Origin of the sequence: Pedobacter paludis (genome assembly GCF_003173575.1) — a bacterium.
Classification (GTDB): domain Bacteria; phylum Bacteroidota; class Bacteroidia; order Sphingobacteriales; family Sphingobacteriaceae; genus Pedobacter; species Pedobacter paludis.
Window position 1 is genome coordinate 131880 of the sequence record NZ_QGNY01000006.1, and the last position, 26947, is coordinate 158826.

At 37.4% G+C, this 26947-nt stretch carries 19 protein-coding genes; 10 read left to right on the top strand and 9 right to left on the bottom strand.

Going from position 1 to position 26947, the window contains the following annotated elements; genetic code table 11:
• Positions 1-132: 132 nt before the first annotated feature.
• The 4 genes from DF947_RS16725 to DF947_RS16740 form a co-directional block, all read right to left on the bottom strand.
• A complete protein-coding gene (locus tag DF947_RS16725; protein WP_109931199.1) occupies positions 133-1218 on the bottom strand; it encodes an Ldh family oxidoreductase in 1086 nt (361 codons plus the stop codon).
• 58 nt (positions 1219-1276) lie between these two features.
• Positions 1277-2866 (bottom strand): bacillithiol biosynthesis cysteine-adding enzyme BshC, encoded by a 1590-nt coding sequence (gene bshC, locus DF947_RS16730; protein WP_109931200.1) that lies wholly within the window; start codon positions 2864-2866, stop codon positions 1277-1279.
• A 180-nt stretch (positions 2867-3046) separates the two neighbouring features.
• Entirely contained in the window at positions 3047-3997 is a 951-nt protein-coding gene (locus tag DF947_RS16735) for an alpha/beta hydrolase (RefSeq protein WP_109931201.1), read from the bottom strand.
• A gap of 5 nt (positions 3998-4002) precedes the next feature.
• A complete protein-coding gene (locus DF947_RS16740; protein WP_109931202.1) occupies positions 4003-4323 on the bottom strand; it encodes a hypothetical protein in 321 nt (106 codons plus the stop codon).
• Positions 4324-4627: 304 nt separating this feature from the next.
• Between DF947_RS16740 and DF947_RS16745 the strand changes: the two genes are divergently transcribed.
• Positions 4628-7402 (top strand): TonB-dependent receptor, encoded by a 2775-nt coding sequence (locus tag DF947_RS16745; RefSeq protein ID WP_109931203.1) that lies wholly within the window; start codon positions 4628-4630, stop codon positions 7400-7402.
• A 417-nt stretch (positions 7403-7819) separates the two neighbouring features.
• Here the strand turns inward: DF947_RS16745 and DF947_RS16750 are convergent, their stop codons facing one another.
• From DF947_RS16750 to DF947_RS16760, 3 genes are all read right to left on the bottom strand, one after another.
• Entirely contained in the window at positions 7820-9724 is a 1905-nt protein-coding gene (locus DF947_RS16750) for a DEAD/DEAH box helicase (RefSeq protein WP_109931204.1), read from the bottom strand.
• Between the two features lie 147 nt (positions 9725-9871).
• Positions 9872-10660, bottom strand: coding sequence for a pseudouridylate synthase (locus DF947_RS16755; RefSeq protein WP_109931205.1), 789 nt, complete (start codon positions 10658-10660; stop codon positions 9872-9874).
• Between the two features lie 22 nt (positions 10661-10682).
• Positions 10683-11150 carry a DUF4293 domain-containing protein gene (locus tag DF947_RS16760; protein ID WP_109931206.1) on the bottom strand — a complete coding sequence of 156 codons (468 nt, stop codon included), beginning with the start codon at positions 11148-11150 and terminating at the stop codon, positions 10683-10685.
• A 197-nt stretch (positions 11151-11347) separates the two neighbouring features.
• On the opposite strand from DF947_RS16760, the gene truA reads away from it, so the two are divergent.
• The 9 genes from truA (at position 11348) to DF947_RS16805 (ending at position 23774) form a co-directional block, all read left to right on the top strand.
• The gene (gene truA, locus DF947_RS16765) at positions 11348-12100 is read left to right on the top strand and encodes a tRNA pseudouridine(38-40) synthase TruA (protein ID WP_205940808.1); all 753 of its coding nucleotides are present in this window, start codon (positions 11348-11350) and stop codon (positions 12098-12100) included.
• Between the two features lie 86 nt (positions 12101-12186).
• The gene (locus DF947_RS16770) at positions 12187-13959 is read left to right on the top strand and encodes an ABC transporter ATP-binding protein (protein ID WP_109931358.1); all 1773 of its coding nucleotides are present in this window, start codon (positions 12187-12189) and stop codon (positions 13957-13959) included.
• Between the two features lie 36 nt (positions 13960-13995).
• A complete protein-coding gene (locus DF947_RS16775) occupies positions 13996-14583 on the top strand; it encodes an RNA polymerase sigma factor (RefSeq protein WP_109931359.1) in 588 nt (195 codons plus the stop codon).
• Positions 14584-14675: 92 nt separating this feature from the next.
• A complete protein-coding gene (locus DF947_RS16780; protein WP_109931207.1) occupies positions 14676-15854 on the top strand; it encodes a FecR family protein in 1179 nt (392 codons plus the stop codon).
• A 176-nt stretch (positions 15855-16030) separates the two neighbouring features.
• On the top strand, positions 16031-19345 hold the full coding sequence (locus DF947_RS16785; protein ID WP_240615402.1) for a TonB-dependent receptor: 3315 nt from the start codon (positions 16031-16033) through the stop codon (positions 19343-19345).
• A gap of 11 nt (positions 19346-19356) precedes the next feature.
• Positions 19357-20748 carry a RagB/SusD family nutrient uptake outer membrane protein gene (locus DF947_RS16790; protein ID WP_109931208.1) on the top strand — a complete coding sequence of 464 codons (1392 nt, stop codon included), beginning with the start codon at positions 19357-19359 and terminating at the stop codon, positions 20746-20748.
• Between the two features lie 54 nt (positions 20749-20802).
• Positions 20803-21900, top strand: coding sequence for a cyanophycinase (locus tag DF947_RS16795; protein WP_109931209.1), 1098 nt, complete (start codon positions 20803-20805; stop codon positions 21898-21900).
• 6 nt (positions 21901-21906) lie between these two features.
• Positions 21907-22932 carry an isoaspartyl peptidase/L-asparaginase family protein gene (locus tag DF947_RS16800; RefSeq protein WP_109931210.1) on the top strand — a complete coding sequence of 342 codons (1026 nt, stop codon included), beginning with the start codon at positions 21907-21909 and terminating at the stop codon, positions 22930-22932.
• The gene (locus DF947_RS16805) at positions 22932-23774 is read left to right on the top strand and encodes a cyanophycinase (protein ID WP_109931211.1); all 843 of its coding nucleotides are present in this window, start codon (positions 22932-22934) and stop codon (positions 23772-23774) included. The genes DF947_RS16800 and DF947_RS16805 overlap by 1 nt, the downstream gene beginning before the upstream one ends.
• Before the next feature lie 323 nt (positions 23775-24097).
• Here the strand turns inward: DF947_RS16805 and DF947_RS16810 are convergent, their stop codons facing one another.
• Together DF947_RS16810 and DF947_RS16815 are read right to left on the bottom strand one after the other, a co-directional pair.
• Positions 24098-25324, bottom strand: coding sequence for a M14 family metallopeptidase (locus DF947_RS16810; protein WP_158526287.1), 1227 nt, complete (start codon positions 25322-25324; stop codon positions 24098-24100).
• A 66-nt stretch (positions 25325-25390) separates the two neighbouring features.
• Entirely contained in the window at positions 25391-26938 is a 1548-nt protein-coding gene (locus DF947_RS16815; protein WP_109931213.1) for a RagB/SusD family nutrient uptake outer membrane protein, read from the bottom strand.
• Positions 26939-26947: the final 9 nt, after the last annotated feature.

Below are 26947 nucleotides of genomic sequence, written 5' to 3' on the forward strand. Positions count from 1 at the left end.
CGCTAATCAAAACCAAGCGAATGCACTATCCAAAACCATAATAGAAATTCTCAGCCCTAGCATGGTGGGTTATAACTGTGTTTATTTAGTAAGCCGTAGATTCTGGTTAAATCTGCGGCTTTTTTATGCTTTCTAAGATAAGCTTTTAATCCCGAGTTTTTCTGCCAATTCGTTCAGATCCTTAACCACAACATCAATTATCGGAATTCCGCTAATTTTTCTTTCCGTTTCAAACTCGTGTTCAGGCTCTCCGGGAATAATTACTTTTTTTTCCGGATCAACGGTTTCAGCACTTTTAAAGCGCTCGACCCAATTATCCAAGTGGTTTTTAAAATCTTCCTTTGGTCTAAAGCCATCAACACGCATGGCGCCTAAAAAATGGCCTAAACCTTCGCCAACAGGATTAGCAGATGGTTCTAGGAAGGCAACAAAGGGTGGAACCCAAGGTCCATAATTTGCACCAGAAAGCACAGCTGATAAAATATCTACTGTGGCGCCGAGTCCATAACCTTTGTGGCTGCCATGATCTTTATCACTTCCCAATGGTAGTAACGAACCACCATTTTTTAACTCATTCGGATTGATAGAGCTTTCTCCGTTTTTGTCTTGAACCCATCCGTCCGGAATGCTTTTATTCGCCCGTTGAGCAATTTCTAATTTTCCATTGGCTGCAGCTGCGGTAGCCATGTCTATAATAACAGGTGGATATTTTCCGGCGGGAAAAGCATAACACATTGGATTGGTTCCCAATAATCTTTCGCTTGAATATGTTGGTGCTACAAGCGGGCTTGCATTGGTCATGCTAATTCCAATCATATCCTGTTCAACAGCCATAAGGGCGTGGTAGCCAGCAATTCCGAAGTGATTTGAATTTTTTACAGAAACCCAGCCACTTCCATATTTTTCTGCCTTTTCAATGGCTATTTTCATGGCAAAAGGTGCAACCACCAAGCCTAATCCAGCATCACCATCTACAGTAGCGGTTGTGGGTGTCTCGTGTATAATTTTAATATTTGGGGTTGCATTTATCCTTTTCTTTTCCCAAAGGCGAACATACCCACTTAAACGGGCAACTCCATGAGAATCAATGCCTCGTAAATCGGAACGCACTAAAACGTCGGTTGCTAAAACAGCATGCTCATCCGAACAGCCCATTTTTTTGAAAACATTATAGGTAAAATCTCGAAGATTGTTTTCGGTAAAGGTTATGAAATTCATAATATAGTATCAGGTATTTGTGGCAAGTACCAAGCTGTTTTTAGGCTTAAACTTAATATCAAGAAGGAAGTAATAGTGTAAAATCGCCGCCTAAAGGCTCAAAGTTTTCTATGCACGATGAGAGAAAATCTTCTCCATAATTAACATACATTGGCGCAATATTTAAAATTCTTTCTTGAAGTGTTCCATTAGGAAACAGTCTTTTTTTCACATTGTCAATTTGAAGCAAAGCCACTTCATGCTTGCGCTTTTCTGCTCTAAAAAGCTTTTTCTCTAGGTTTGCCAATAAATGATTGGTTTTCTGTTTAGCGGTATCCGTAGAAACAGAAAGCGTTTTGTCTATTTTATAAGCATTTAATTTTATCTGATCAAAAATGCTGTTAATTGCTCTTGTTTCGTCAGCTAAGCTCAGCTGTGCAGTAGAATTTTTTCTTACCCAGATGTTTTTCAGTTCTTCTGCAGAAAGGAAAAAATCTTCCAGTTCAAAACCTAAACTGTATATGTTTTGTGCACTTCTTTTATCGATTAATAATGCTGAATTCCGCAAAAGTAATACAGGAAAATCTACTTTATAAAAATCGAAATTAGCTTTCAGTTGCATCCAATACGCAACCTCTGCACCGCCACCAATGTAAGCTATGTTTGGCAAAATCACCTCTTGATACATTGGGCGCATTACTACATTTGGACTAAAACGTTCTGGATGTGCATCTATTTCAGCTTTGAGTTCTTCCGTAGTAAAACTGATGTCGGTATGGTTAACTGTATAGTTTTCATCCTTTAATATTATCCTTTCTCGAAGTTCGTCCTTCAGATAAAAAAAATTGATATCTCGGCCATTAACCTGCGATTTATACCCGTTTTGTTCTAATTTTTTAGAAGTTTCTTCAATGATTTTTGAACTATTTTCGTCAATGATGTCAGTGGTAATGATAGCTGCAAACTGCTTTTTCAATCTGGCGTCATCTGCGTTTACGATAACCAGACCATATCGCTCAAATAGATTATTTACCAAAAACCTTGTGGCATCGGCTAAATTATCATGCTCTAAATAGGCTTGCTCAACCAGTTTGGCTATTCTTTTTCCATTTTTCGAAATTCCCAAATAGCCTTTGTAGGCAAGAACTGCTGCCGCGACTGTTTTGGTACTTAACCTCCCGGTAGCTCCATTGGTTTGTTGTATCCAGCTGATGTTTTTTTCATCAACACTAACATGGTTTATTTCATCAAAATCGTGGTCTTCGGTTGCCATCCAATAAACAGGCACAAAGTTTTTATCGGGATGAGCGATTTTTAACTCGATGGCAAGATTTATTGTAGTTACGATTTTATAGATAAAATATAAAGGGCCAGTGAAAAGATTAAGCTGATGACCCGTAGTAACGGTAAATGTATTTTCGAGCGCTAAAAGCTCAATATTTTTGATTACCGATTTATTTGGTTTAAGATGCTGGTACTGTTGCTTTAAAACTTCGGATAGGGTATTTCTGTCGCCTATAAAATGTCTATTTTCAAGAGCTTGTGCCAAACCATCCATATCAGGGCGAAAACTATAAAAAGTAGAAAGGTCTTCTTGGTTGTTTATGTAATCTAAAACCAATTTAGAAAAGGAACCTGTTTCCTGATAAGAAATGTATTTTGCCTGCATAATTTGCTAAAGTAATGCAATTTAAGAACAATCATAAAGCTGAATAACTATTTTACAATTATTAAATAATTACCAGTCTGCGCTCACTTGATTATTGACCCACCTTACGGGAATAATATCAAAACAAAAAACCGTTCTGATTTTGCAGAACGGTTTTGATATTCGGAGCTAAAATAATATTTATTCGAAAGCCCTTTTAAACGCACTTATCCTGGCCGCATTGAAATCTTTTGCCGCTTTTGAATCCGGCACCAATGCATCGAAAACATGGGTCATGCCGGGATAAATATGTAATTCGGTTATCACTCCTGATGCAGCTAATTTTTGCGCATACTCAATCGCCTCATCGCGTAAAACATCCATTGTGCCAACCGCAATAAACGCAGGAGGAAGATTTGATAAATCATTTACCAAAATAGGTACAGCAAGTTCAGGGATATTGTCTTTAACATTTTTTAAATAACAGCTGAACCCGTAAAGATTCATATCTCTGTCCCAAACCCCAACATTGGTAATTTCCTTGCTACTTTCTGTAATGCCGCGGTGGTCGAGCATAGGGTAAGTTAATGATTGATGTACCAAATTAGGTTTTTTGTTTTTTCTGGCCAACAATGCACATGATGTAGAAAGTAAACCGCCTGCACTACCGCCACCGACAGCTATTTTATCGGGATTGATGTTAAATAAAGATGCGTTTTCTGAAACATACACCAAGCCCTCATAACAATCGTTTATTGGTGCAGGATAAGGATGTTCGGGTGTTAATCGGTAATTTACCGAAACGATTACACAGCCAATAGCCAAAGCCATTTGGTATAATGTAGAATCTTCCTGCTCAGGTAGACCGCTCATCGTTCCGCCACCGTGCATCCAATAGACACAAGGTAAAGATGTGCCGATTTTCTGTGGCTTGAAAACACGAAGTTGTGTTTCAATACCCTCAGAATTTGTAAAGTATTTATTCTCTACGGTTAATTCATTTGTCGATTTTACGCCGACTTGCTCAGCCATCATTTTCAAATTACTTCGGAAAACCTCTTGTAAAGGTGTGCCTTGAGGTGGTGCAGGTTGACTGGTGTAAACTTTTAAAACAGGCACCAGCTCCGGTGCTAATTCATATTTGTATTTCATGGCTTTTAGTTTGCTTGTCCGATATCTAAACGATTAAATTTTCCGCTTTCATCAGTGTGAAATTTGAAATAGGTTTTGAAATCTCCCCACTGCGGAGAATGGAAATTTCCTGTGATTTCCGAACCATCAGCAGATACTTTTTCAATGCTTGTAAATTTTTCCTTTCCGATGGTTTGTGTAGAAAAGCTATGGAAATCCCTTGAATTTCCATCATCATAGAGTTTTGCATCAGATATAAAAAAAGATAGCCATTTTGCTGAATCGCCACTTTGCCAAGCATCAAATGCAGCTTTTACTTGAGGGTTAGTTAGTTTTGATAAATCCAAATTTTATTCCTTTTTTTTGATAGAAAATGACAGTGTTTTTGTTATCAAACACAAATGCCAAACGATTATTAATATGGGATGATAAAAAATAGGAAGTGTTGGATTGAGAAATCCTAAACTAAAAGATGATGTATACGAATATAATTTTTTTAATAATTAAAAACAAAATAAATATCTAAGAGGTTGGAACCTGCAATCTCTCGGATTATTTGTCACTAAAAAGTTAAATACTACTTAAATAGTCGTCTATTTAATTTATTTTATATATTTGAACCAATAAATTCACTTAAAAAACAAACAGCGTATGCGAAAAAAACTTTACCCTATTCTTACATCCCTCATTCTATTTTCATTTAGCTTAAAAGCACAAATTATTAAAGGTGTAGTTAGCGATTCTCTCCAAACTATTATTGGCGCAACTATTACAGTTAATGGTCAAGGTTTAAAATCTGCAACCAATGCCCAAGGTGCTTATCAAATTAAGCTTTCATCGGCAGGAACCTATTCGGTTTCCGCAAGCTACTTAGGTTATCAAACACAACAAAAACAAGTTAAGGTTGCTGATGGTGAAACTAAAGAGTTAAACTTTGTTTTAACAGAAAATAAAAACAATTTGGATGGAATTGTGGTAATTGGTTCCAGAAGCGCACCTCGTTCACAATTGGAAACAGCCGTTCCTGTTGATTTAGTTGATGTTAAAAAAGTTGCACAAAATGCACCGCAAGTTTCGCTAAGTCAGATTTTGAATTATGTAGCCCCTTCATTCACATCGAATGTTGCCAATTTAACAGATGGAACAGATCACATCGATCCTGCATCATTAAGAGGCTTAGGTCCCGATCAGGTTTTAGTTTTAATAAACGGTAAACGTCGCCATACTTCATCTTTAATTAACATTAATGGTAGTTTAGGTAAAGGTTCAGTAGGTACAGATTTAAATGCGATTCCAACTGCGGCAATTAAAAGAATCGAAGTGTTGAGAGATGGAGCTGCCGCACAGTACGGATCTGACGCGATTGCAGGAGTAATTAATATTATTTTAAATGAGGATGTAAATAAACTTACAGCAAGTATTACCGGAGGTGGTTTTACAGGCAAGCATTCTGATGGCTTAGATGGTCAAACTGCTCAGGCAAATGTTAATTATGGTGTTAAATTAAATGATAAAGGCGGGTTTTTAAATTTAACAGGTTCATTTGATTATCGAGATTTTGCTTCTCGTACCAAGCCCTACAGTGGTGTAATTTTTACCGATTATAACAATCCAACTTTATATCCAACACCTACTGGCGCAGATATTACAGATGCCGAATTGGCAAGAAGGGGACTGAGCCGTGCTGATTTTGTTCCAAATATTGGACAAAGCAAAAATCGTGGCGGAGCGTTGTTTTTAAACGCCGTGGTTCCTGTGGCTGATCATGCAGAAATTTATGCATTTGGAGGACTAAACTCTAGAAATGGTACTTCTACCGCTTTTTACAGAACACCAAGACAATTGACACAAACCAATGCCACCATTTATCCTAATGGATTTTTGCCGCAAATTGTAACAGACAATAGTGATCAGTCTTTGGCTATCGGTATTCGTGGAAAATTAGGCGAATGGAAAGCAGATTTCAGTAACACCTATGGTCGTAATCAAATCGACTTTACTACTGCTAATACGCTTAATGCATCCATGTTAACGGCATCGCCAACATCTTTTGATGCCGGTGGTTACGATTTTGTTCAAAACACAACCAATTTAGATTTTACACGTTTCTTTAAAAATACTTTAAGCGGTATTAACGTTGCTTTTGGTGCAGAAAACCGCTATGAGAATTATAAAATTATAGCAGGAGAAGAAGCATCGTACGCAAATTATGGTAATGCTATTAATGTTGGTACAACTGCAAATCCAATCCTAATACCAAATCTAAAAGGAAATATTTCTACCCGATTTGCCGCTAATGGTGTTGCTTACACAGGTGGCGCACAAGGTTTCCCAGGCTTTAGTGCAGATAATGCAACCAATGTAAGCCGTTCTTCTGTAGCCGCTTATGGTGATGTTGAGGTTAATTTTACCGATAAATTTTTAGTTGATGGAGCCATTCGTTTTGAAAACTATTCAGATTTTGGATCGACACTTAACTTTAAAATAGCTGGTCGTTATAAATTTTCTGATAAATTTTTACTTCGTGGTGCCGTTAGTAGTGGTTTTAGAGCACCATCATTACAACAGCGTTATTTTAATGCAACATCTACTGTATTTACAGATGGTATTTTTACCGAATCTGGAACTTTTGCAAATGATAGCCGTGTAGCGCAGCTTTTAGGCATTCCTAAATTGAAAGAAGAAACATCCAACAGTTATAGTGCTGGTTTTACTTCTAATTTGGGAAAAGTTAAAATTACTGTGGATGGTTATTTAATCCGTATTGATAACCGTGTAATTTACACAGGCGGTTTTACAGGAAGTAATGCTGCAAGTGCATCTGCACAGGATAAGGAAATTTACAATATCCTACGCCAGGCCAATGCAAGTACAGCACGTTTCTTTGCAAATGCGGTGAATACAGAAACTAAGGGTATAGATGCAGTAGTTTCATATTCTGCTAGTTTGGGTAAGGGTACTTTAAGAACAGACCTTGCCGGTACGATTTCTAAAACTTCGCTGGTAGGCGGGATTAATACTTCGCCACTTTTGGCTGGAAAAGAAAGTATTTATTTGGATGATGCGAGTGTAATTTTATTAACTAAAGTTGTACCTCGCATTAAAGCCAATTTAACTTTCGATTATAGCATCGATAAATTTAATGTGTTTTTGCGTAACGTTTATTTTGGTAAGGTATCTCAACCAACCAATACGATTGCAAATCAGCAAGAGTTACCAGGACGTGTAATTACCGATTTAGGCCTAGGTTACAACTTAACTAAAAGCTTAAAGTTAACAGTCGGTGCAAACAATATCCTTGATGTTTATCCTGCTGAACTTCTAATAGGCAGCCAAGGAACCTCTGGTATTTTATATCCTAACCAGGCACCACAATTTGGTTTCTTGGGTCGTTATGTATTTACTCGATTGAATTTCAATTTCTAATTGAATTATATCTTATTAAAAATCCGATAGAATTGATTTTCTATCGGATTTTTTTGTTTAGGTGTAGTTTATTTTAAGGGTTGTAAGTTGTTCGGCTTCGAATGCTCATATAAATCCGTTGACTGAAGTCAACGGCAATGAATATATTCAAAGAGGAAAATATAAATTTTAGAATGGATTGGAAGATTGCAAGATCATTGCCGTTGGTTAGTTGGAATCTGCTCCAAAAGAACTTCAGTTAGTAGGGAATTGTAATCCCGTCTGCTGGGGCTAAGGATTTTTAATCCTTGATAACAGATTGCTATATTATTGCCGTCCAGCTTCAGCTGACGGATCTCATATTGAAGCCTATTTTTTAAAAACAAAAAAGCCGTTCTGAAAAAATCAGAACGGCTATAAAATATTTGGTTTAGTGATTTACCATTTTTTCTTGCGATCGCCACCTTCACGATTTCCACCTTCACGTCTCGGACGATCACTGCTTCCACCTTTATCGTCGCGGCTACGTCCAGAGAAGTCTCTGAAACCACCACCTTCACGATTTCCGCCTTCGCGTCTTCCGCTACCACTGCCAGATCTTCTTTCGCCTCCGCCACGGTAACCACCGCCGCCTCCGCCACTTCTTCTCTCGCCGCCAAAACCACCGCTACGTCTTTCACCGCCACCGCGTCTTTCGCCTGCACCTTCACCACGACCACCATCTCCGCTCTTTTCGATACGAACACTACGGCCATTGAATTCTACAGATTTAAAGCCTTCGAATACTTTATCAGCAACATCATCTTCTACTTCAAAGAAAGAGAATACGCCTTTTAAATCGATTTTACCAACGCTTTTGCCAGCAATTTTTCCGTTGTTACAGATAAATGATAACATATCGCCACGAGTAAATTCATCTACAGAACCTAGGTTGATGAACAAACGTGTGTAACCTTCGCTACCACGTCCGCGTCTTTCACCACGCTCACCTCTTTCACCACGCTCATCTCCAACAGCTGCATTTAAATCAGGTGCTTTAGAATAGTAATCCAAGAAACGGTTAAATTCTAATGAAGCAAAACGTTTAATAACATCTTCTTTAGATAAATCAGCAAATTCATCCATAATACGAGGAATGTACTGATCAATTTGTTCGTTGTTAACTTCTACGTTATGTACTTTATGTACTAAAGAGAATAATTGTTTTTCGCAAACATCAAATCCTGTTGGTAACTCAGCTTTGGTAAATTGTTTGCCAATAATGCGTTCCAACTGACGGATTTTTCCTAATTCTTTAGAGTTGATGATACAGATAGAAATACCTGTTTTACCTGCACGACCAGTACGGCCAGAACGGTGGGTATAACTTTCAATTTCATCAGGTAAAGAATAATTGATTACGTGAGTAACATTGTTTACATCAATACCACGGGCAGCAACATCAGTAGCGATAAGCAATTGCATGTTACGCTCGCGGAAACGTTGCATTACCTTATCACGTTGTTGTTGCGATAAATCTCCGTGTAAAGCATCAGCATTGTAACCATCTTTAATTAAGTGCTCAGCAACATCCTGTGTATCCAATTTGGTTTTACAAAATACTACGGCAAAAATTTCAGGGTTGAAATCTACAATACGTTTTAAGGCAGCATATTTATCACGGGCACGAACAATATAATATTCGTGTTCGATGTTTACATTACCTGTGTTTTTTGTGCCCATAGTTAATTCTACAGGGTTATCCATATAGTTTTTAGCTATACGGCGAACTTCTGCCGGCATTGTAGCCGAGAATAACCAGGTTTTTTTGTCATCAGGAGTAGTTGATAAAATGTCGTTAATGTCATCCTGGAAACCCATGTTTAACATTTCGTCAGCTTCATCAAGCACAACATATTTAACATTCGAAAAATCAATGGCTTTACGGCCAATGATATCCAACATACGGCCGGGCGTGGCCACTACGATTTGAACGCCTTGGCGTATTTCGCGTAGTTGTTGCATAATGTTCGCACCACCGTAAACGGCAACAACGTGGGCATTAGCAACGTTTTTAGAAAAGTTTTTAAGGTCGTTAGCGATCTGTAAACATAACTCACGTGTTGGGCATAAAATTAATGCCTGCGGTTTTGTTACTTTAAAATCGATTAGTTCTAACAGCGGCAAACCAAATGCGGCTGTTTTTCCTGTTCCTGTTTGGGCCAAACCAACAAAATCATTAGTGCCTTCTAACAGTACAGGAATACTTTGCTCCTGAATAGGCGTTGGAGTTTCAAATCCAAGGTCCTTTACGGCATTAACGACGTCATCACTTATCCCCAATAATTGAAATGGGTTTGTCATTCGTCTTTTATTTTTAATTGAGCCGCAAAGGTAAGGTTAATAATCCGTATTTTACTGATGGTTAAGTAAATAGTTTTGTTTTGTAATATATTGAAAATTAGGAGTTAAGCGTTTTTGAAGATTGATTTGTGGGATAGGGTGCTTTAATTAAGCTTTTTCTAAGGCAAATCCTTTAAGCATGTGTTTAAAAATAGGCTCACATTTTTCTTTACAGCAGGCATAAAAGTAGCCATGTTTCCAAAAATTGGATTTTGGAGATTGGCCCCACCAAAATTCTGCCATTGCAATTGGCTTCATTTTCTGTTGAAAAGCGTATTGCAAAAGTTTCGGTGCCGCACATTCTCCAGCTCCTGCTGGCGGGTTTTTATAACCGATATTTTTGAAAATTTCTATCAGGTTTTTTTCTTCTCCAGCTTGATTTACAAAGTGATAGTGCTCAAAAATTTCATTTTGAAGGTTTACAGAATAATTTCTTCTTGATGTTTTCAGCTTCTTGATTTCTTCTTTTGAATCGGGATTGTTTTGATTTTCCAAACTTTTAATTTCCTTACTCATTTTACCTAACGCCTCCATTCCGTTGTTTAAAAAACTATTTTCGGTAAGAAGATCGAAAACCGGGGGAACAAAGTGGGTATGTTGATTGGTTCCGGCTAGCTTGCCAGAAAAGGCGGAAAGAAAACCGATTTCATCATTTTGATTTCTAACCACTAGCACACCAAACATTTTACCGATAATGGCGCCATCTATTCGATTTGATAATCCAAAATTATGTGTCCACTCAGTTTGCTCTGATAAATAATTTTGCAATTGTTTTGTGGCCAATAAACACAGTTGATGCGGTTTTTCCAACATCAAACTGAAGTAATCTGGAATAGAAATGGTGTCTATACCTTCGCTGAAGTAAGTGAAAAATGGATCTGTTAATGGCTGTGGCATATTGGAAATTAATGGCCAAATACTACCTCAATCTTTCAGCAGAACGGATTAATCTTTCATCTTTATTGATTCCAAAAATAGCTAGAACACAAAATAAAATGGCTATCGCTGGTAAATAGGCGCCCGCCCCAAAACTTGCTCCTTCTAAACCTCCAGGAATTTTTTTTGCGTATACACTACACCAAAACGCAAAACCACCAATAGCTGCAATGGTAAAAATGATGATTCGTTTTTGGAGACTTCTTCTTTTGAAATTAAAAATATTCATTAGGCACATAAAAGCCACAGCAATATTTGTGATAAGTAAAGGCATAAAAGACTGAACTTTTAATTCTGTTCCTGTTTTTGCAGAAAGCGTTTGGTATAAGCCATTGGTATAAATTTCAGATTCAGCCCCACTTATTTCTTTAGTTGTAATTGGCAAAAACAACATTAAAATAAGTGTGATAGTTGCTAAAAAAAGCCAGATGGATTGTATTCTTTGTATCATGTTAATTTAATAATTAAGGCAAACTTACTTCTTTTATTTAAAGGATAAAAGAACCAGAAATAAGGAACATTGTTTTAACATACAAAATCTATATTTTTTACTCTTTCAACCTTGCTCTCTGTTCCATAATCTTTATTCTTTGATCCTTTATCTTTGCTCTTTCATCCTTGCGCACTAAACCGTACTTTTGCATCGCTTTGAGTAAAAAAAGATATTTCATACAACTTTCTTATGATGGCAGCTTATATCACGGCTGGCAGATTCAGCCTAATGCAATAACTGTTCAAGAATTGTTGGATAAAGCGATGTCTACCTATTTTAGGCAAACCATAGAAACCTTGGGTTGCGGCAGAACAGATGCAGGTGTACACGCCACCGATTTTTATGCGCATTTCGATGTAGAAAATATTAATGAAGAAAAAGTGCTAAAATCTGTAGCTGGGATAAACGCCATGTTGCCCTATCAAATTGCTGCTAAAACTGTAATTCCAGTAAAGGATGAAGCACATGCAAGGTTCGATGCTGTAGCTAGGGCTTATAAGTATTACGTTCATTTTGAAAAAGATCCATTTAAAGTAAACCGATCTTGGCTCCTCAAAGATAAATTGGATGTCAACTTAATGAATAAAGCAGCTGAACAATTGTTAAATTACACTGATTTTTCTTGCTTTAGTAAATCAAATACACAAACCTTTACCAATAACTGCAAGATTACCAAAGCTGTTTTTGAAGAGACTGACAATGGTTTGGTTTTCACTATTCAGGCCGACCGTTTTTTAAGAAACATGGTGCGGGCAATTATGGGAACCTTGGTTAGAATAGGAAAAGGTGAAATAGATTTAGACGATTTTAAAGCAATAATAGAAAGCAAAAATCGCAGTAAAGCCGGTCAGTCGGTGCCTGCTTGTGGTTTGTATTTGGTTAAAGTAGAATATCCTTATTTAGTTTAATTGACAAATTGCTTAACTGGTTAATTGATAAATTAACCAATAAAGCGATTATCCAATTAATACAATTTAAACAGTTAAACGAAAAAATGGCAGTAACAGGCGACGTATATAACACAGGATTACTGAAGCGTATTTTTCAATATGTAAAGCCTTATCGTGCCGTTTTTGTGTGGTCGGTAATTTTAACCATTTTGCTGGCAGCAATTTCTCCAGTCCGTCCGTTTTTAATTAAATATACACTTGATCATTACATTTTAACGGGTAAATATTCGGGTTTGGTAAACATGACCATCTTAATGATCTTTATGTTGATCCTCCAAACTTTAATTCAGTATAACCACACCCTATTAACCAATACATTGGGGCAATCGGTTATTAGAGATTTAAGGATTCGCGTTTTTAACCACATTACAAATCTGCGTCTTAAATATTTCGATAAAACGCCAATTGGACAATTGATTACACGTACGGTTTCTGATCTGGAAACCATTGCCGATATCTTTTCCGAGGGATTGATTTCGATGATTGGCGATACCCTGCAGGTTGTTGTAATTGTTGGTGTAATGTTGTACACCGATTGGGAATTAAGCTTAGTGGTGCTTTTGCCTATTCCGCTTTTAATCATCGCGACCAGAAAATTTCAAAAGGCAATCAAGGTATCGTTTCAGGAAATTAGGAACGAAGTTTCAAATTTAAATACCTTTTTACAAGAGCATATTACAGGCGTTTCAATTGTTCAGTATTTTGCAAGAGAAAAGCAGGAGTATAGAAAATTTAACGCCATCAATAAACGCTATCGTGATGCAAATATCCGCTCAAACTGGTATTATTCTATCTTTTTCCCAGTTGTAGAGTTAATTTCGGCAATGTCATTGGGTTTATTGGTTTGGTACGGTTCAAAAAGTATTTTGACTAAACCGCTTGATGTAACGCCTGGCACCATAACGCAGTTTATAATGTATTTGGGAATGGTTTTTACGCCAATTCGCCAACTGGCTGATAAATTTAATACCCTTCAAATGGGAATGGTTGGTGCCGAGCGGGTTTTCAAAGTGTTGGATACCGATGAGAGTACGCCAAATTTGGGCACACAAAAACCCGAAAAACTGGAAGGAAATATTCAGTTTAAAAGCGTTTGGTTTGCTTATAATGAGGATAACTATGTATTAAAGGATTTAACTTTTGAAGTAAAATCCGGACAAACCATCGCCTTGGTTGGTGCTACAGGAGCTGGAAAATCCTCAACCATAAATATCCTGAATCGATTTTATGAAGTTAAAAAAGGCGAGATTACAGTTGATGGGATTCAGATTGAAGATTTGGAGCTTGATTATTTGCGCAGCCATATCGCTACCGTGCTTCAAGATGTGTTTTTATTTTCAGATACGATTTTAAACAACATCACTTTAAACAATCCAGAAATTACCATTGAAGAAGTTGTAAACGCAGCGAAGAAAGTTGGTGCCCACGATTTTATCGAGCGTTTACCGGGCGGTTACCAATATAATGTAATGGAAAGAGGCGCAACGCTTTCTGCAGGTCAGGCACAATTAATTTCTTTTATTAGAGCGCTGGTTCACAATCCGACCATTTTAGTTTTAGATGAAGCTACCTCGTCCGTAGATACGGAAACCGAACTGCTCATCCAAAGAGCAATTGATAGTTTAATGGAGGGCAGAACATCAATTGTGATTGCCCATCGCTTATCTACCATTCAAAAGGCCGATCAGATTATTGTACTGGATAAGGGTGAGATAAAGGAGCGGGGAACACATCAACAGTTATTAAAGATAAACGGCTATTATAAAAAGCTTTACGATCTGCAATTCTCATCCGAAGGGATTGCAAAAAGTTCGTAAAAATGTTTATGTTTGGTTTCCCAACAAACTCAATTTTTGGAATCCTCAGGAAACAGTGCAAACGAAAATTCACTTTTTGACTTATTAAAGCAAGGAGACGAGGATGCTTTTGGTAAAATTTATAAACTTTATTGGACAGATTTATACAATTCTGCATATAAACGATTACCAGAAAAGGAGCGTTGCCAAGATATTATTCAAAATGTTTTCACCGACCTCTGGAATAGAAGAACAGAGCTAGATTTAAATAATCCGACAGCTTATCTTCATACTGCAGTTCGTTTTCAGGTATTAAAACATATAGCCAGAAATCCGAAAGGCAATGTTTTTGCCCATTCTATAGAAGCTGAATTGATTTCTCCTTTAAAAACCGATGGAGCTTTATTGGAGCGTGAAGTGAAGATTTTGATCGAGCGTTTTATTAAAGCCCTGCCGGAAAAAAGGAGAAAAATATTTTTACTGCACTATTACGAGGGTTTAACAACGGCTAAAATTTCTACACAGTTAAATATTTCTCAAAAAACTGTTCAAAACCAACTAACAACCGCTACGCATGCTTTAAAATTTAAATTAACGCATATGTTTTTGCTATTGTTCGCTTTTATTTGGTGCTTTATTAGATAAGTTTCACTCCTAAATTTAACTTTCTGTATTTTTTTTAAAATTCTTTTGGGATATTTTATTGTTTCTGGTACATATATGTAAAAGCCAGAAAAATGAACGCCTTCAATAACAAAAAAGAACTGCAGAAAATTATCGAACGCTATGTCTCTGGTGAGGCAACAGCCGAGGAAATCTTATTTGTTGAAGAATATTATAATTATCTCACCAAAAACGAAAATGTTCTGGATTCGGTTAGCCAGGCAGAACTTACGGCACTAGAAGAAAGCAATTTTAAGGCAATTCAATCGAAAATTTCGGGTTCAAAAAGGCATAAAATTATTCCTTTTTTAAGATATGTAGCGGCGGCCGTAATCTTACTTCTTGTTTCTTCAACGCTTTACTTCGCCTTAAATAGAAACCGATTATCAACAGCGAATAACTTAACAAAAAATAAAGTTTTGGATGTTCTTCCGGGAACCGACAAGGCAATTTTAACCCTTTCTGATGGTTCGAAAGTGGTTTTAGATAATCAAACTGCATCTAATATTAGTGATCGCGATGGTTTAAAAATCTCTAAAACAAAAGATGGACAGTTAATTTATACCATTCTAAACCAAGAAAACTTAAGCAATAAAAAAGCCATAGCTTATAATACCATCCAAACCCCAAAAGGCGGCCAATATCAAATTATTCTACCTGATGGAACCAAGGTTTGGCTAAACGCGGCTTCCACTCTAAAATATCCTGAAGTGTTTGTTGGAAATGAGCGAAGAGTCGAATTAACAGGTGAAGCCTACTTCGAAGTTGCTAAAAATAAAGCCATGCCTTTTCATGTAAAAAATGAGAGCCAGGATGTAGAAGTTCTCGGTACGCATTTCAATATAAATGGCTATATGGATGAAAAAACCATTAAAACCACCTTATTAGAAGGCAGTGTTAAAGTGAGCAATGGCAAATCGAGCAAAATATTAAAGCCCGGCGATCAATCCATTGCGGGTATCTCGGAAAACTCGAGCATTCAATTGGTGCATAATATTGATACTGATGATGAAACCGCCTGGAAAAACGGATTATTCCAATTTAGCAATGAAGGTTTAAAAACAATTCTCAATCAGCTGGAGCGCTGGTACGACATCAAAATCGATTACAGCTCGGTGCCAGATAAGCGATATAACGGTATGGTGCCAAGAAAGGCAAAGCTATCTGAAGTGTTAAAAATGCTAGAATTAACCGGAAATATAAAATTTGAAATTGTAGAAGGGAGACAACTAAAAGTGCTACAAGAGAAATAAGCTCTTGCTTGAATATCAGTGTCCGATTGTTTTAAACAATCAAACAAACTAACTAATCAATTTAACCATTAAACCAAACTGAATGTATGAACTTTTACACTCAAAGTAATAATCCTTTGGCCACCAAGCCTATGGGGTTTATTGCAAATTATTTTAACCAACAATTTATTAGGGCTATGAAACTTTTTATTATTCTAATGACTGTTCTTTGCGTTCAGGTTAGTGCTTCGGCATTTTCGCAACGCATAAATATTAGCCAGAAAAACAAACCTTTAGAACAGGTTTTAAAAGAAATTAAACGACAAACTGGATATTTCTTTCTTTATGATTCTGACTTAATCAAACAAAAATCTAGGCCGGTAACCATCGATTTAAAAAATGCGGAAATTAAAGAGGTTTTGGCACAGACTTTAAAAGCCCAACCATTTAGCTGGGAGATTAAGGAAAATACCATTCTTATTATGCCTGTTGCAAACGGAAATTTGGAAAACCTGAAATCAATTGATGTTTCTGGAAAAATTACCGATGAAAACGGTACGCCAATGCCAGGTGCTTCTGTAAAGGTTAAAGGCCAATCGGCAGTAACTGTTGCAGATTACAACGGAAATTTCACTTTAAGAAATGTAGATGAAAACGCAATTTTGGTTATTTCTTATATCGGTTATGCAGATAAGGAAGTCTTGGCGAAAACTCAACTGGGTTCTATTAAATTAACGCCATCTGCAGGAAACTTAACGGATGTGGTCGTAACTGGATATACCAATTATACTAAATCTCAATCTGCTGCAGCAAGTTCATTGGTATCGGCTGATAAAATCAATGATGTTCCGGGTTTAACCTTAGATCAAATTTTGCAAGGACGTGTTCCGGGGATGAGTGTAATCTCCACATCTGGTCAGCCTGGTCAAAGCGCATCAGTTGTTATTCGCGGTATTGGCAGTGTTAACGGTTCTTCTACACCACTATTTGTTTTGGATGGAGTGCCTATTGAAGCTGGTTATTTCCAAACGATCAATCCAGAAGACATTGAATCTGCAACCATTCTGAAAGATGCCTCTGCTAAGGCTTTATATGGATCTCGCGGTTCGAATGGGGTAATTGTTTTAACTTCTAAAAAAGGAAAATCAGGTAGATTAGCAGTTGATTACAGTTCTCAATATGGTTTTTCTAACCTGAGTAGACCAAACTTTGAAATGATGAACGCAGAACAACGTTTACAGTTTGAGGAGGAAATTGGTGTAAGTTTTGGCCGTAACCTGGGCCCTGGCTGGACATACTCACCAAAAAATCCAACCTATGCTGCAGGTACAAATGCAACCCGTGCCCGTGCTGATTTTATTATCGATAGTTTAAAACAAATTAATACAGACTGGAGAGATATTTTCTTCCAAAGAGGAAAATTTCAAGAACATCAGGTAAGCATTAGCGGTGGAAACGAAAAGTTGCGCTTTTACAATTCACTAAACTACTATAGCCAAGAAGGTGTTGCAAAACGTACTGGCTTAGATCGTTATTCATTAAGAAGTAATTTAGATTTTAATGATGGTAAATTTAGCGGAAGCACCAATTTATCGGTAGGCTATTCTCAATCCAGCTTTACTGAAGGTGAAGGCTCAACAAGTGCAGGAACAGCCATGTCGGCAGTTTATTATGCATTACCTTACGAAAGTCCGTATGCCTACGATGGAACGTTGGTTCATCCAGGAAATAGATCTCAATATTTTATTTTAGATCAACGAGAAGGTAGTCAGGCTTTAGAACGTTTATTAAATTCGTCTGATAAGACAGATCAGTTAAAATCCATCATCAGCACATCATTTGCTTATCAGATTTTACCAGAATTAAAGGTCACAACTCGTGCTGGGATTGATTATAGACAATCAACCGATCAACAATTTGTTAATCCAGATTCGTACTATGGATCTAGAAGCGTGGCGAATACTTTAGGTGGAAAGGGCCGTTTAACCGATGCAAGCAGAAGAAACTTCAATATTATTTCTACTACAGGCTTAACCTACGCAAAGAAGTTTAACGACGTTCATGATTTTGAAGCTTCTTCCTACTATGAATACGTTTACAACAATTATAACTCTTTTGGATTCAGTGCTTATGGTATTGATGGACGTTTACCTGAAACTCCAGCGGGAGCTACAAATGGAAGCGCTACTTACTTGCCATCTACAACAGGTAGTAAAACTAAAAGTGCTTTAGCGTCGTTTATGGGCGTTGCCAGATATACTTACAATAACAAGTATACCGTTACAGGAAGTTACCGTTATGATGGATCGACTAGAGTTGCTCCAGAAAATAAATGGCATGGCTTTTACTCATTCGGCGCAAGTTGGGATGCGAAAAAAGAAGATTTCTTACAGAAATCTGATTTAATTTCTGATTTAAAAATCCGTGGAAGTTACGGTATTACTGCAAGTCCTTTCGGTGGCGATTTTATTTATCTGCCAACTTATACCGTTGGAACAAGTTACGGAGGTGTAGCGGCAATTCGTCCATCAACGGCTGGAAACGCTGGTTTCGACTGGGAATATGTTAAAGAATCGAACGTAGGTTTTGATTTGGCAATGTTTAAAAATAGATTACGCATTACTGCAGATTACTATTATAAACTAACCACCAATATGTTTATCGATCAACCACCATCTGCAACATCTGGTTTCTCATTGTTGAGCCTAAGTTCTGGAAAAATGAGAAATAAAGGTATTGAGTTCGAAGTGAGTGGCGACGTAATCAAAACTCAGGATTTTATGTGGTCTATTGGTGTTAACGCAGGTTACAACAAAAACAAAATTCTTCACGTAACCGATATTACAGATTCTTATCCAGATGGAGATACCCGAATTTTGCAGGTTGGATTACCTTATGGAACGTATTACGCACCAGATTGGGCAGGTGTAAACCCTCAAACAGGAGATGCGCAATATTATAATTTAGATGGTTCGATAACCACAACTTATAATGTAAATACACAAAGCACAACCAATTCGGGTAGTTTATATCCAACCTTTACGGGTGGTTTCAATACATCGTTAAGTTATAAAGGCATTACAGCTTCGGCCTTGTTCTCATTCGTATCTAACGTTATGCGCTGGAACAATGAAGATTTTTATAACGAAAATCAACGTTACGCTACAAGTAACCAAACCGTGAGAATGTTGGAAAACAGATGGCAGCAACCTGGCGATACAGGCAATGACGCAATATTGCAAAGATTTGATGTACCAAGAAACTTTACCTCAAAAGACATTCAGGATGCATCTTTCTTAAGATTAAGAAATGTAAATATTGGTTATTCTTTGCCAAAAAGCTTACTAGAAAAAACTAAAATAATTAAAGGTGTTAAAATCTTCGTTCAAGGGCAAAACTTATTTACCTGGACAAAATGGAGAGGTTTAGATCCTGAAAATAATGCAGTTTATGGTCGTTTCCAATATCCGAATACCAGAACGTATACTGCAGGTCTTAATGTTAACTTTTAATATTTACAGCAATGATTAATAAAATATATCAAAAATACACGCTTATATTTTCCTTGTTGATTTTAACTGCGTCGTGTACCAAATTGGATTTTACACCATCAGATACAATTTCACCAGATAAAGCATTTAGAAACATAAGCGATATTAACTTAGGCGTTTTGGGTGCCTATGCACTTTTAGATGGTACTACAATTGGAGTCGTTTCTACCGTTTCTGATGAAGCAACCTTCCCTACAGAAAACACAGTTGGCAACAGTGATGCTTTTAGATGGTTGTATACCGCCGGAAGTGGTTCCGTAACTTCACTTTATGCAAACAACTATACGGCGATTGATCGCATCAACAGAACGTTGGCCGGTTTAGATGCCTTAACTTTAACAGGAGCAGATTTGGCAACTGGAAACCGCTACCGTGGTGAGTTATTGGCTTTACGTGCCTATTTTCACTTTGAGCTTTTACGCAGTTATGCATCATCGTATCAAACGGGCGCACTTGGTGTTCCTTACATGAAAATTTCCGCCATTATTTATCCAGCTAGGGATAATTTTGAGGTTGTAGTTGCCAATGCAAAGGCAGATTTAGTTGCTGCTAAACCATTAATCCCGACAACCTTTACAGATAAAACCAGAATCACTAAAGCTGCGGTTTCGGCCATTCAGGCAAGATTGGCATTATATGAGAAAAACTGGGCTGATGCGATTACTTATTCAAACGAAGTTATTGCAACTTATCCATTGGCAACAAAAGCACAATTTCCAGGCATCTGGACCGATGCAAACGACAATGAAGTGGTTTGGAAAGCTAAACGTGTAGGTACTACTGATTCTAGACTCGGTGATTTTTATTATCGCCAAACTGGAGGTATTGTTTTATATGCACCAGCTTTTAAATTGATTAACACTTTTGATAAAGTAAATGATTTGCGTTACACAGCCTACATAAAATTTGATGCTACACGTACGGGTACAAAATCTCAATATCTGGTTAACAAATACATTGGAGGAACATCAACTGCTCCAGGGTTAACAGATATTAAATTGTTCCGTACCGGAGAAATGTATTTAATAAAGGCCGAAGCTGAAGCAGAATCTACTGGTGATGCCGCTGGCGATTTAAACGCATTACGTGCAGCCAGAATAAACGGTTATGTTAATGCAACCTTTGCTGATAAAGCTACGCTAATCACAGCAATTCTTGATGAACGTTATAAAGAACTTGCTTTTGAAGGTCACCGTTTCTTCGATTTAAAAAGAAGAAACCTGCCTGTACAGCGTTTAGCTGCTGATGCCGTAAATGCATCAGGCGCAGTAACTTTACCTACTACGCAGGCACAATATTCATTGCCGATTCCAGCATTGGAAATTTCGGTGAATAAAAATACAGTCCAAAACCCAAATTACTAGGGTAAACCATCCAGAGGGAAAATAAATCCGCCCTCTGGATTTATAATTTTGAAAATGAAACATTCATTTCTTTTATTTTTCATGGCCATTTGTATTTCAGTTATGGGCTGTAGCAAATCAAGCGATCCTACTCCACCAACAGGTGGTGGTGGCTCAGTTAATCCTACACCGGTTGCAAAGCGTCGCCCGGCATCATTGGGTTTTGTTGGCGATAGTAGTAACGTTACAAAAACGGTAACCGGCGGGATGGTTTTGATGGGCGGAGGAACTGATGTTGATGCGGCTTTTAAATGGATGATTGATAGAAGTGGGGGAGGTGATGTAGTAATTTTGCGTTCAACGGGAACTGCGGCTTACAATTCTTATGTAAATGCACTTGGAACGGTAAATTCGGTCGAAACTTTATTGATTGATTCGAAAGAACTGGCCAATAACGACACTGTAGCATACATCATTCGCAATGCTGAAATGGTTTTTATTGCGGGTGGAGATCAATCTGATTACATGAGGTATTGGAAAGGAACCAAAACGGAACAAGCACTTAATTATCTTTTAAACGATAAAAAAGCCCCAATTGGTGGTACAAGCGCAGGTTGTGCAATTTTGGGTGGTTTTTATTACAGTGGCGAAACCGGTGGCGTAACTTCTGCTCAGGCATTGGCCAATCCCTATGACGGAAATGTAACGCTTTACAATAACGACTTTTTGAAAGCACCGTATTTGCAAAATGTAATTACCGATCAACATTATTTAACCCGCGAACGAGATGGCCGATCGATGGTTTTTCTTGGCAGAATAAATAAAGATTGGAAAGTTCCAGCCAAATGTATCGCTGCCGATGAACGTACAGCAGTTTGCATTGACGCAACAGGCAAGGCGCAAGTATTTGGAGATTATTCTACCTCAAGACCTTACAGTTATGCTTACTTTATGATTACTGATGCAGCTAAACAACCAGAGCAGTTTGAGCCCAACAAAAAGGCCATTTGGAACAATGGAGAAAAGGCAGTTTCGGTTTATGAAATTCCTGCCTCGGTAAATGGTGGCGGCAACTTTAATGTTGCTAACTTTAAGGTTACAGAAGCTACCGGCGGAAAATGGTATTGGTGGTGGATAGATAATAGTGGAGTTTTAAATAAAAAAGATCAATAGAATAATATGAAAGCATTAAAATTAGTTGCAATAGGCTTAATCTCAATTTTAGCATTAAATGCTTCTGCACAGCAGAAAAAATATGTTATGGTTATTCATGGCGGTGCAGGTACGATTCTTAAAAAGAACATGACCCCAGAAAAGGAAGCCGCCTATGTTGCTGCGCTAACGGCAGCTTTAAATGCTGGTTATGCAGAAATTAAAGCAGGTAAAACAAGTTTGGATGCTGTTGAAGCTACAATCCAAGTTTTAGAAAATGACCCTCATTTTAATGCAGGTAAAGGTGCTGTTTTTACACATGATGGCCGTAATGAATTGGATGCGGCTATAATGGACGGAAAAAGCCTAATGGCAGGTGCCGTTGCAGGCGTAACAACCATTAAAAATCCAATTTCTGCTGCCCGTGCCGTAATGGAAAAGTCTGAACACGTAATGATGTTTGGAGATGGGGCAGATAAATTTGCCAAAGAAGTTGGATTAGAGATTGTTGATCCGAAATATTTTTGGACAAAAGAACGTTGGGACGGTTTACAGGATGCGATTAAAGAAGATTCTACTAAAGCTGTTTTAGATCACGGTAGTAAAAAATCTTCACTTTTGGGAACCATCAATCACGATTATAAATTTGGTACCGTTGGATGTGTTGCATTAGACAAAGCCGGAAATTTGGCTGCAGGAACATCAACCGGTGGTATGACAAATAAAAAATATGGACGTGTTGGCGATTCGCCGATTATTGGTGCCGGAACTTATTGTAACAATGAAACAGCAGGTATTTCTTGTACGGGTTGGGGTGAATTTTACATTCGTAATGTTGTTGCCAAAACCATTTCCGATTTAATGGAATATAAAGGATTATCAGTTGCAGAAGCCTCTAAAATTGTATTGGACAAGGTTGGCAAAATGGGTGGAGATGGCGGCTTAATCGCCTTAGACAAAAAAGGAAATGTAGCTATGCCATTTAATACCGAAGGGATGTACCGAGGAACAGTTACTGCTGATGGTAAAGTTGAAGTTAACATTTATAAATAATGAAAAAGGCCTTATTTTTTCTACTCATCATAACCATTTCATTCGGGCTAAAAGCTCAAAATAATTTAGCAAAAGGCAATTTATTTATAATCGGGGGAGGCGATCGATCTGACGCTCTGATTAAACAGCTCGTTTCAACCGCCGATTTAAAAGTGAAAGACTACATCATCGTTTTGCCCATGGCGAGCGAAGTGCCTGATACTGGATTTAAATACATTTCTGCCCAGCTCAAACTTCAAACCAATGCTGCCATCAGAAATTTTAATTTTAGCAAGCACGATGTTAACGATAAAAAATGGGTAGATTCTTTAGCAGGAGCAAAGCTGATTTACATTTTGGGCGGTGATCAAACCCGCTTTATGAAATCCGTATTAAATACTCCTGTGTACACTGCAATTCATAAAGCTTACCAAAACGGTTCTACAATTGCGGGCACAAGTGCTGGCGCAGCCGTTATGAGTAAATACATGATTACCGGAAAACAGCTTTTGGATACTGTTTACAAAGAAACCTTTAACAAACTTTGGGATAAAAACATTGAATTTACCGAGGGAATGGGTTTGCTTCAAAATACCATTATCGATCAGCATTTTTTAAAGCGTAACCGTTATAACCGATTAATTTCTGCTTTGGCATCTCATCCGGATTTAACTTGTGTAGGTATTGATGAAAGTACAGCAATTATAGTTCACGGAAATAAAGCAACAATTGCAGGAGATTCTCAAGTAATCCGCTTGGCAAATCCTAAAAATTTAAAATCGACTGAAAAAGGTTTATTGAAATTTAACCAAGCAGAATTTGGAATTTTTACTGCTGGTGATGTGATTGATATCAAACCTTAAAGATTTACGTCATTACGCTCTCTATAACTTTGACAACTTTACTATCCAATTTGGCTAGAAAGTTGTCAAAGTTTATAAATGTTTTTTCGAAACATTTATTTAAATATCAGGTTTTTTGAATTTACTAGACCGTCTAGTAAGGCCAACTCACAACTTCCCCGTTCCGCTTTAATCTGGGCTAACAAATTTTTAGGGTAATGCTATTAATGCCCAAGTAGAACTTTAATACAAAAATTTTCAACCAGTGTTTTTGTTTTTCTTTTTGACATCAAAAAGAAAAAAGCCTGTCCAGCTAGGACTAAAAGTTGTTAAAGTTTTATTAACTATTTATCTCCCGCTAAAAGCAACTCCATCATTTTTTCTGCTGCAACTTTCCCTTTCAATTTCAACAAGGGCCTTGGAGTGTCATCACCAACTTCGTAAGTTAACGCTTCAGCATGCAAAACCCTTCCCATCCAGCTTTTAGAAACATTGCCACCATTTGGCGAAGGCTTAATATTGGGCTTAAAATTGGGAATGCTTTCGCTAAAAGCATTTAGCCATTTTACGGTGAAGCCTGGCAAGTTTGTTTTGTTTAATGGTTGATCTTCATTGGTATAAAAAACATCATAATAGGTAGAATGAAAGTCGATTCCAAAATAAACCTTTGCCTTTTCATTTTCAATCTTCTTTAATAGGTAGTCTCTTACCGATTGAGTTTCGGGCTGAATGAAATTTTCCCAATCGCGGTTTAAATCTACACCAGCAACGCTATGACGCCAGTTGCCCTCATCAACACCGTCTGGATTTATTACCGGGATAAGCAATAACTGAAATCGCTTTCTAAAGTCTTTAGCCAATAATGTATTCGAAGTCACTGTTCGTATAAATTCCTGCATGGCCATGTAACCAGTTACCTCTGGCGGGTGTTGCCGACTTAAAACAACAATCAATTGATTTCCATTTTCCCCGATGCTTAATGCGTTAATCGCCTTCCCTAAAACACTGTGACCAATGTTTTGCTTTTTAACAAAAGGAAGTTTCGCCAAGCTATCTTCCCATTTATAGTTGTCGGCTGTACTTATTAATTCTTGGGCTGCAACCAATATTGTATCTGTAAATGCTTTAATTTTAAAAGATGCCTGCTTTTTGTTATCACTTATTTTAACATCATCAATATCTTTCCATTCTTGTTCCTTTACACGTGCTTTAGGGTTATAACGATGTGTAGTCCCTATATAACTTAGCGTGATGTAAATATTTTTCTCTTTTGCAGACCAAACTTTAAATGCATACCATGGACTAGGGTTAATTGGTTCGTTTTCTGGTGCTATGCCAATATTAAAAGTGCTGTCATTTTGTTGCTTTATTGAATTTAGCCTTGCTGAAGCGAAGTTATTGCTAAATAACAACTGATCATTATTGAATTTATAGACCTTTTTTTGCTGAAAATTAATAACTGCCTTTGTTGAGTCGACTTTAATTGGTTTGATAGTGATTTGACTTGTTTTACAGGCAAAAAGTAAAGTAATAGAGAATGCACAGAGCAGAATATTTTTTAGTTTATTCACTGGATAAAAATTACGATGAAAAAAACAGGCTGCCCTAAAGCAGCCTGTTACGATTGGAGAGAGCTGTTATGGATTTTGATCTTCAGGACCGATTGCTTTATTAATATCGATCTCATCTTGCGGGATTTTGTATTCCCAAAGATTATTTTGTGATGCTCTAGCTTTAAACAGAGTATAGGCAATGTCGGTATAAGTTACAGATGTACTTACTCTTGGGTTATCCATTCCATTTCTGTCCATATCAGAATCGGTACGTTTTAAATCATAAAAACGGAAACCTTCACCCCACAATTCAATTCGCCTTTGCACCATAATTTCATCAATTAAAGCCGCACCCGTTTTGGTTGATAAAACATAACTTGGATTACGGTTAACAGCAAGAGGATAAAGTGCCGATGCAGCCGCTGCATCCTGTCCGCCTGCTCTGGCCAATGCTTCAGCTTCAATTAAATACATTTCCGCTACTCGCATAAACGGAATATCGCCAGCCCTACTGTTTACATCCTGTACCTTAAATTTACGGTGCATGTATTTAATAACTTTTACGCCAGATGCTGCGGTTCCAGTTGCAGCATCAATTGCACCAGGGAAATTAACTTTATCTGCCGTTGTACCATCCCACCATAATTTTTTTCTGATATCGGTACTTGCAATTTTTGCATATAAAACAGAGTTGATCATTTTGGGCTCTAACCTGTTCCATGATGAGTTGAAGTTACCTGAAACGTAAGAGTAAAATGATCCGTAGGTAGGAACCTGATCTGCCAATTGGTTTGCGCCCCACATCCATTCTGCATTCGAGATTACTGTAAAGCCACCCAAATAATCAGAATTGGACATTAAAGAAAAACCAGTTCTAGCCTCTCTAGCATATTTCGCTGCATTTGTCCAGTCTTGCATAGTTAAGGCAACTCTAGCTTTAAATCCTTTGGCAACACTTAAATTAACATGTGTTTTGGCCGAACGTGCGGGCGCCGCAGCAAGCAATATAATTGCCTGATCTAAATCCTTATTTATTTGTGCATAAACAGCTTCAACGCTAGAACGTGGCTGATCTACACCATCATTTGAAATGGCAATTGGAATACCCGGTTGCGTATTCTGTTTACCAGCTTCATAACGTTTTCCATAAAGCTGTACCAAATTGAAATGACACCAAGCCCTAACGGCTAAACATTCACCCTTAATTGCATCTTTATCAACAGTGGCGCCACTTATGTTATCAATGTTTTCGATAATCATGTTGGCATTGCTGTTAATTCTGTAATATAAAAGGTAAGGAAATGCGGCAAGCGAACTTGATGCACTTCTATGATCTACCCATCTTAAAGCGGGTTTAAAATAACTATATGTATTTCCAGACCATACAAAATCCTCGCCCATTGCATCCATATTCAGCATCATTGCACCATGGGCATCTTGCGATTGATTGGAAATTTGCAGGTACATTAACCTGTACATCCCATTTACGGCAAGTTTGGCATTTGCAATAGATTCAAATGCGGTAGTCTGTGCAACCTGATCAGTAGGGAAAGTTTCTAAAAAATCTTTTTTGCATGAAGTAAACAATGCTATAATAAGCATGAATACTGAAGTTATTTTACAATTTTTCATGATTATATT

Coding starts and splice junctions, on each gene's coding strand:
- DF947_RS16725 (WP_109931199.1), bottom strand. CDS start 1,218: ATGAATTTCATAACCTTTACCGAAAACAATCTTCGAGATTTTACCTAT.
- bshC (WP_109931200.1), bottom strand. CDS start 2,866: ATGCAGGCAAAATACATTTCTTATCAGGAAACAGGTTCCTTTTCTAAA.
- DF947_RS16735 (WP_109931201.1), bottom strand. CDS start 3,997: ATGAAATACAAATATGAATTAGCACCGGAGCTGGTGCCTGTTTTAAAA.
- DF947_RS16745 (WP_109931203.1), top strand. CDS start 4,628: ATGCGAAAAAAACTTTACCCTATTCTTACATCCCTCATTCTATTTTCA.
- DF947_RS16750 (WP_109931204.1), bottom strand. CDS start 9,724: ATGACAAACCCATTTCAATTATTGGGGATAAGTGATGACGTCGTTAAT.
- DF947_RS16755 (WP_109931205.1), bottom strand. CDS start 10,660: ATGCCACAGCCATTAACAGATCCATTTTTCACTTACTTCAGCGAAGGT.
- DF947_RS16760 (WP_109931206.1), bottom strand. CDS start 11,150: ATGATACAAAGAATACAATCCATCTGGCTTTTTTTAGCAACTATCACA.
- DF947_RS16770 (WP_109931358.1), top strand. CDS start 12,187: ATGGCAGTAACAGGCGACGTATATAACACAGGATTACTGAAGCGTATT.
- DF947_RS16780 (WP_109931207.1), top strand. CDS start 14,676: ATGAACGCCTTCAATAACAAAAAAGAACTGCAGAAAATTATCGAACGC.
- DF947_RS16785 (WP_240615402.1), top strand. CDS start 16,031: ATGAAACTTTTTATTATTCTAATGACTGTTCTTTGCGTTCAGGTTAGT.
- DF947_RS16790 (WP_109931208.1), top strand. CDS start 19,357: ATGATTAATAAAATATATCAAAAATACACGCTTATATTTTCCTTGTTG.
- DF947_RS16795 (WP_109931209.1), top strand. CDS start 20,803: ATGAAACATTCATTTCTTTTATTTTTCATGGCCATTTGTATTTCAGTT.
- DF947_RS16800 (WP_109931210.1), top strand. CDS start 21,907: ATGAAAGCATTAAAATTAGTTGCAATAGGCTTAATCTCAATTTTAGCA.
- DF947_RS16805 (WP_109931211.1), top strand. CDS start 22,932: ATGAAAAAGGCCTTATTTTTTCTACTCATCATAACCATTTCATTCGGG.
- DF947_RS16815 (WP_109931213.1), bottom strand. CDS start 26,938: ATGAAAAATTGTAAAATAACTTCAGTATTCATGCTTATTATAGCATTG.